This is a genomic window from Edaphobacter aggregans DSM 19364, assembly GCF_000745965.1.
GTDB classification, from domain to species: domain Bacteria; phylum Acidobacteriota; class Terriglobia; order Terriglobales; family Acidobacteriaceae; genus Edaphobacter; species Edaphobacter aggregans.
In genome coordinates, this window is the sequence record NZ_JQKI01000206.1 from 1 (window position 1) to 6,983 (window position 6,983).

Consider the following 6,983-nt stretch of genomic DNA (forward strand, 5'->3'; position numbering starts at 1 on the left):
CAGGAAGGAAAAATATCAGGATCATCCGGTGCGCAGGCTGCCAGGTCCCGCAGGTGACGGGCTGAGCGACGGAGGCAACTCCCGAGGCTCCCTTCGGTTTGTTTCGGGACTGGCAGAGAACATAAACTCAATCTTCTGTGCGGACTCTTTGGAGTCTCAGACAGCAAATGGATGTCCGGTTCTGCAGAGAGCAGGAACCACCAGCCGAGAGGCACTGTTGCGTAACGGCAGATTCTGATCAAATCGATAGCGCGCTCTCCTGAGCGCGCCCAGAAAATCCTGTGCTTTTCTGTTGACAAAAACTTACATGGATGCCCGTCATCCAGTAGCTTTCATCCATCAGTTAGTGAAGTTGATTGTGCGCCACTCGCTCAGCTCACCACACGCTCACGGCGAGACGGCTTGCGTGCTGACCACAACGATTCCACTGTCGGTGACGTGATACCGATTTCGATCATGTTCCGGGTTATAGCCGATGTGCTCGCCGTCACGTATCCTGACGCCTTCGTCGAGAATGACTTTACGAATCTTGCAGCCTGACCCAAGGACGCAATTGTCGAGGACCACCGAATCTTCGATGAGACTGCATCCCTGTATCTTGACGCCTCGTCCGACGACAGAGCCCCGGGCCGTGCCGCCTGAGAAGATGCACCCTCCAGAGATGATTGAGCCGCTCGCGTAGCCCACATCCCCATGCTCGTCGAAGCTGAACTTGGCACTAGGATCAGGATAGCTTGCCGTATGAATCGGCCAGCGGCTATTGTATAGATTCAGTGACGGAAGCAACCCACAGAGATCCATCTGGGCCTCGTAATACGCTTCTAGCGTTCCGAGGTCTCGCCAATACATCGGCGCTTCGCCTGATTCTCCGGGAATTATGTTGGTTTGGTAGTCATAGGCGTACATCGCTGCTCTTCCCAACATCGATGGCAAGATGTCGTACCCGAAATCATGCTTGCTCTCCTTCCGAAGAGCGTCGGCCTTCAACTCCTTCAATAGAACCCGTCCAGAGAACAGATAATTCCCCATAGACGCGTAGATTTGGTCTGATCTGCCTGGAATCGTAGGTGCATTGCTGTCCTTCTCGTGGAAACCTTGTATGGCACCGTCTTGACCAGCCTCTATGACGCCGAACTCGGTCGAGAGATGAGATGAGACCGGAATTGCGGCTACGGTTACGTCAGCATTCATCCGCTCGTGGAACTCGACCATATGTTCGATATTCATTCGGTAGATATGGTCGGCCCCAAAAATCGCCACCGTGCACTCATCGGGGTTATCGATCAGGTCGAGATTCTGGAATACCGCGTCAGCCGTTCCTCGATACCACGCCTCCTCACCTGCGCGGGCCTGAGCCGGGGCGGGAATGACGAAATGATCTCTAAGCAGACTACCGAATTGCCAGCCGTCTCGCAGGTGTTTCAAAAGTGATTGGCTCCTGTACTGAACCATGACGTAAATGGAAAGGATGCCAGAGTTGATGAGATTGCTGAGGACGAAATCGACCATGCGGTACTTCCCCCCGAAAGACACGGCCGGCTTGGAGCGCTCTCGGGTGAGGGGCAATAAACGATTGCCTCTGCCTCCTGCCAGAACAAACGCGACTATCTTGCGTCGCATATTGACCTCGTCATTGGATTTAAGCGGCTCTGACTGCAGGCGCGGCTGCAACGACGCAGCATTCCAAGCACATGGTTGACGGAATCCTCCGTACGAACTCCGGGTTTATGCATGATGTGGACACTCTTTGAAGTCAGTGGACAGATCCGGAAACGGTTATTTCCTTGGGCGATCGCGACGTGGATCTGGGCCGAACGCATGCTGCCTCCGATCGGATGCGGCGAATAAAGTGTTTCGACTGCACGGAAGTCAGGGAAGGGAGCGATGCGCATCCGGACCGCCGGGAGGCGCGCCGCGCTCGTCACTCTGAAAACGGCATGCCGAAGGAAAGCATCGCACTGCGCGGCGGCCGATGCGATTCGCCGATGATCGTGACACGCATGCCCATCTCGCGCCACACACTCAGCGCGTCCGCATTCATGTAGAGAAGCCGCGACTGATCTCTCGACGTGCCTCTAGCCGTGTAGATGCTGATGTGGTTCAGTCTTCGCGGCTGCGCGGAATTCAACCGGTAGGGCCACATGCTGACGCTCGGAGAATTTTCAGGAACCATCACTTCATCGCGGTTCTGCGCAACAACCGTGTAATTGGCTGATGCAATGTGACCGTTTACGATCACATGCAACGCCAGCTGATTCGAGACCTTGAGACGAACTGGTCCTGAAGTAAGGTTGTGGAGACGGAAATATTCATAGTCAGCTGCCCGGCTTCAGACTATTTGGGTTCTTGCGCACGGCTGCCGGTGCGCGTTCCGCCACCGCTTCCAGGTACTCGTCTGTCGAGTCCGTGATTATCGGTGGCTTCGCCACTAACGTTGGCTGGGGCCTCTGCTTTCGCGCGAGATGCTTGGAGACGTCACTAGTTCGGGAAAAGCTCATGGAATTGCTCCTTTCGAGCTGTTGCGTACTTGACGGACGCTCGTCTGGAGCAAGGTTTTGAGGCTGGAGGCGAGGAGTTCGACTGTTTCCAGCCTACGCCTATACGGCCGTCTGTGCGGACAAACATGTGACTCAAGGCACCGCACGACGCGGGCGTTAACCGGTCAAACCCCACTCAGGGAGTAAAAGGTGTACGCTTCAAATGAGGTAAAGGCGATGCCGTGCAGGATTTGTATCCAGTTGGAACAGGCAGCTGCGGCGGCAGTAAGATCAGACCCGCCCAATATCTTGCTTGGACTCAATGAAGCTGGTATACGCAACCGCGCTCGGCAGAAAGAAGAGCGGACACTCAAGGCAGAGACAGACCTTGAAAAGCACCAGCGATCATGCGCCAAGAGGGCAGACGGTCCGGCGTTTTGATTGGTGCTGTGTAGCGGCTTCCGAGTGCTCGGCGTGTCGGTCCAATTAGCTGCTTCTGGGAAAACTTCTTCCGCAAAGCAGCTAACTGCCAGCATCAGAATCATTGGAGCGCATCCTAGAGGCAATGACCTGGCGCGAATATCACGAAGCAACGAAGCATAGCGTTGAATCGCTGAGGAGAGCGCGGCACGTTCTCGATTGGGCTAACATGCCTGATCCGTTTCGTCATTACGAGGGCGTGCCGGTGCTCGATCTGCCAGCAGATCCGCCCGCCCCTGAAATACCAGCACTTGACGTGCTTCTGGGTACCTTGGGCACCACGCCTGTGGGTGACGGACCGACTCTCCTCTCGCAACTACTCTTCTATTCCGCCGCGATTAGCGCGTCCAAGCGAGTCCCGTCTACCGGATGTAAGTACGCGCTAAGAGTGAATCCATCCTCCGGGAATCTGCACCCGACGGAATTCCACTTCCTCACACGGGGGCTGAAGGGGTGGCCAGATGGGTTGTATCATTACGATCCATCCAGGCACATGGCGGAGCAGCGCGGGCGCGGTGATTTTCAAATGACGCTAGCCAGCGGCTCTGCGCCAATTGTGTTCGCTTTGACCAGTATTGTGTGGCGCGAGGCGTGGAAGTACGATGAACGGGCATATCGATATTGCTTGCACGACATAGGACACGCTTGGCAAGCGCTTGCACTCTCCGCCCGCGCTATCGGTTGCGACAGCTTCGCAGCCGGACATTTCCCGGACGATGAAGTGGCCGAGTTGTGTCGCCTGAACGTGGATGAGTGGCCAATGCTGATTGTCAGCCTGCACGGTAAGTCCATTCCAGTGCGCGAAGCAGACGCCGGTAAAACAGTCTGGTTCGGCGGGCAGGCGACCCAGCTTTCGAAGGAGACGATTGCTCACCCACTGATTGACAGCATCCACTTCACCACGAAACGAAGCAGCTGCGGGAGCAGTGGCACCTCCTTCGCAGAGTCGGCCCTAACTGGCTCCGGCGAGATCACGCTGCCTTCTCCGGATTCATCGACTCGCAGCTTTGGCGAGGTTGCCCGCATGCGGCGCTCGGCGCTCGACTTCCTGGGTGGAAAGCAATCGACGTCATTGGCGGAGCTCTCGGCCATCCTCGCCGTCACAGCCCAGCCATTGTCGGCTGACTTTGCCGGCACGCGTTTCATTCAGCTGTATATGTATGCTCACCGCGTCGATGGGTTACAACCCGGCGTCTACAGGTTCTGGCCGGAGCGTGCCGAGTTGGAACAGGTGAAGAGTGGCGACCAGAGCGTAGCGGCCGCTGGTCTGAGCCTCGGGCAGGACCTGGCCGGTAACGCCTGCGTGACCTTTTCGATGATCGGCGATCTCGATCGTGCTGCTGGCACCTATGGCGACCGTGGTTATCGCTATGCGCATTTTGAAGCAGGCGCTATTGGCCACCGCCTGTATCTCGCCGCTGAGGCACTTGGGCTGGGTGCGACCGGCATCGGTGCCTTCTACGATGACGAGGTGCACCGTCATCTCAACCTGGTCCCCAACCAAGGACAGGTCGTATACCATTTTGCGATCGGTTATCCTATCCCCGATCCGCGCGTCTCGGCATCAAATGAGCCGCAGGAAATCACATGGTAGGCATACGCGTTCATGGCGACAATCATTTCATCGTGCGTGGTCCATTGCCGGATCGAGACGCTGCACGAGCACTGATTCGACACTGGTCCATCATTCAGATTGGAGCGCCAACAGGACACTAGCGCATCTTGACAACCGTTGCTTCACAAGCTTAGCGTTACTGTTGAGCAAAGTATGTCTTCTTACTCGTTCAGGTTCACTGAACTAAGTCAGCCCATCTGAAGTTTTCCCTCTTAGATTACTGCTTTTTCCTCTTAGATTACTGCTAAGGAGGACTGCGTCATGACACTATTGACCGGTTGGGAATCTCTCCGTGAATTATCCGCCATGCAAGACCGCATGAATCGCATGAACCGTCTTTTCCGTGAGCCGTACAGCCCCGAAGGCCCGGCGGAGGCGTTGACAACCACCGCCCTCGCGCCGCCGGTGGACATCTACGAAGACGAGCACAACATTATTCTGAAGATTGAAGTCCCGGGCATCGACGAAAAAGACATTGATGTTTCCGTTCAGAACAACACTCTCACCGTCCATGGCGAGCGCAAGATCGAGAAGGAAGAGAAAGAGGAGAACTTCCGTCGCGTCGAGCGGCAATACGGAAGCTTTACCCGCTCGTTCACGCTTCCCAGCACCGTGGATCCGGGGCAAGTGAGCGCCCGCTGTGACAAAGGCGTGCTGAAGATCAACCTCGCCAAGAAGGCAGAAGCCAAGCCCACGCAGATCAAAGTTAATGTTGGCGGCCAGAAAACTCTGGAAGCCATAGCGTCGGGTAAGGCCGCGTAATTCAGGAGCCAGTGGCAGAAATGGGAGGTGGCTTATACCCACCTCCCATTTAGTTCTCCTCCACGCGCCTCGGGCGCGGTGTCTTCAGTCTGTCTGCCTCAGCGTTCGGCCAGCACCGACGCATTCTCCTTCGGATGTAGCGCGTTCATAACTAATCAGTGGCAGCTTTCGAGGAACAAACAGTACGAACTCATCCCGTTTGAACTGGCCAAATCGACTCCCCCGGCTGCTGTTGTTCCGCAGACAATGTCCTCTCTGTACCTCAATTGTGTTCGAAACTGCAGAATCAAAGTCTATCGACGGCCCATTAGCTCTATTCGCTTTATATCCGTTTCGTTGCGTCAATTGTTGGCGACGATACTACTGGTTTGCAAAGAGAAGCGTGTGGATGGGGCATGACACTTGGAGACGTACACACAATGATAAAACAGACAAGTTTCACGGCGATTGAGTGAGCGGAGGGCATGATGGACAACCCACAATACCCATTCAGCCATACCTCGAACGATCTGTTGTTCAGCCTAGACGGAGAGAATTCCCGGAAAACGCTGAACTATGAGGTCGTCGCGCAAAGCGCGGAAGACGTGCAGGACATCCAGAATGCTCCTGCCGTCAGCATGGGACCATATTTGATCGATTCCGGACAAACGCAGCTTTTGACCACGATCAGTATCTACGCTCAGCGAGGCGAAGTGCGAGAGCAGGTGCGGCTGCTCTATATGAATGCTGTTGCACTTCGTATTTGGAAAGCAATGGGCAAGCGGCCGAATCTGATCGGCGCGAAACATCGCCCACCGAAAACTGCTCTGCTGGCGTTCGGCGTTCCATTCAATGAATAGGGATGCTCGATTCTTTTCGCGATTCACTTGACTGTACTGCAGGAAATCAATAAACCTCCCGGGAGTCAGCCTCTTTTGTCCTTTGATTATGACTAACATTTTCATTCGTCGTAGGGACCGGCCCTGTATGATCACTACGGTAGTAGGGCAGGTAGATTCGTAATCGGAAATCACGCCAAACGTAGTTTGGGCCAATGATTCACCTATTGTGAAGACGCTCTCTGAAGCCACCGTACTCGCACGCGGAAAGGTTGGATTCGATGAGTGTTCATCTCGTAAATCCGAGCGACAATTCATTTGGCACGGCCGTCATTACGCCAAGATGGCTGTTTGTTCTTGCGGCAGCAACACCCGAATCGGCGGGAGATCCCATCCTTGTCGATGAGTCGCTGGAGCAGATTATGCCGGAAAGCATCATGTCGGGAGATATAGTCGGCATCAGCGTACATACAGGTAATGCTCTGCGTGGGTATGAGGTCGGCCGGATAGCGCGAGGACGCGGTGCATGGGTGATCTACGGTGGCATTCACGCTACGCTGTTTCCCGAAGAAGCACTGGATCGCGGCAATGCTCACGCTGTGGTGAAAGGTGACGGCGATCTTGCGTGGAGCAAGGTTGTAACCGATTGTCTTGCAGGCAAGCCATCCAGAATTTACGAGGGTGGGCGAATTGAAGGCAGCCAGTTCCTGGCTGCACGATGGGATCTGATGCCGCGCGACAAATATATGTGGGCATCAGTACAGACCATTCGCGGATGCCCGAAGCATTGCTCTTTTTGCAGTGTCTGGCGAACAGACGGCCAGCAACCAC

At 55.2% G+C, this 6,983-nt stretch carries 7 protein-coding genes; 4 read left to right on the forward strand and 3 right to left on the reverse strand.

Going from position 1 to position 6,983, the window contains the following annotated elements:
• Positions 1-387: 387 nt before the first annotated feature.
• From Q363_RS29415 to Q363_RS29425, 3 genes are all read right to left on the reverse strand, one after another.
• Positions 388-1,620, reverse strand: coding sequence for a glucose-1-phosphate adenylyltransferase (locus tag Q363_RS29415; RefSeq protein WP_035357826.1), 1,233 nt, complete (start codon positions 1,618-1,620; stop codon positions 388-390).
• Between the two features lie 301 nt (positions 1,621-1,921).
• A complete protein-coding gene (locus tag Q363_RS29420; protein WP_245632552.1) occupies positions 1,922-2,239 on the reverse strand; it encodes a hypothetical protein in 318 nt (105 codons plus the stop codon).
• Between the two features lie 76 nt (positions 2,240-2,315).
• The gene (locus tag Q363_RS29425) at positions 2,316-2,498 is read right to left on the reverse strand and encodes a hypothetical protein (protein ID WP_035357816.1); all 183 of its coding nucleotides are present in this window, start codon (positions 2,496-2,498) and stop codon (positions 2,316-2,318) included.
• A gap of 544 nt (positions 2,499-3,042) precedes the next feature.
• On the opposite strand from Q363_RS29425, the gene Q363_RS29430 reads away from it, so the two are divergent.
• The 4 genes from Q363_RS29430 to Q363_RS29445 form a co-directional block, all read left to right on the forward strand.
• On the forward strand, positions 3,043-4,551 hold the full coding sequence (locus tag Q363_RS29430; RefSeq protein ID WP_084080899.1) for a SagB/ThcOx family dehydrogenase: 1,509 nt from the start codon (positions 3,043-3,045) through the stop codon (positions 4,549-4,551).
• 282 nt (positions 4,552-4,833) lie between these two features.
• Positions 4,834-5,334 (forward strand): Hsp20/alpha crystallin family protein, encoded by a 501-nt coding sequence (locus Q363_RS29435; protein ID WP_035357820.1) that lies wholly within the window; start codon positions 4,834-4,836, stop codon positions 5,332-5,334.
• 464 nt (positions 5,335-5,798) lie between these two features.
• Positions 5,799-6,173, forward strand: a complete 375-nt coding sequence (locus tag Q363_RS29440; protein WP_035357822.1) for a hypothetical protein — start codon at positions 5,799-5,801, stop codon at positions 6,171-6,173.
• 260 nt (positions 6,174-6,433) lie between these two features.
• The coding region (locus Q363_RS29445) for a B12-binding domain-containing radical SAM protein (protein WP_035357824.1) at positions 6,434-6,983 on the forward strand (550 nt) is incomplete at its 3' end.

Bases quoted from the DNA above. Each gene is read 5' to 3' on its own strand.
- Q363_RS29425 (WP_035357816.1), bottom strand. From the start codon at position 2,498: ATGAGCTTTTCCCGAACTAGTGACGTCTCCAAGCATCTCGCGCGAAAG.
- Q363_RS29435 (WP_035357820.1), top strand. From the start codon at position 4,834: ATGACACTATTGACCGGTTGGGAATCTCTCCGTGAATTATCCGCCATG.
- Q363_RS29430 (WP_084080899.1), top strand. From the start codon at position 3,043: ATGACCTGGCGCGAATATCACGAAGCAACGAAGCATAGCGTTGAATCG.
- Q363_RS29440 (WP_035357822.1), top strand. From the start codon at position 5,799: ATGATGGACAACCCACAATACCCATTCAGCCATACCTCGAACGATCTG.
- Q363_RS29415 (WP_035357826.1), bottom strand. From the start codon at position 1,620: ATGCGACGCAAGATAGTCGCGTTTGTTCTGGCAGGAGGCAGAGGCAAT.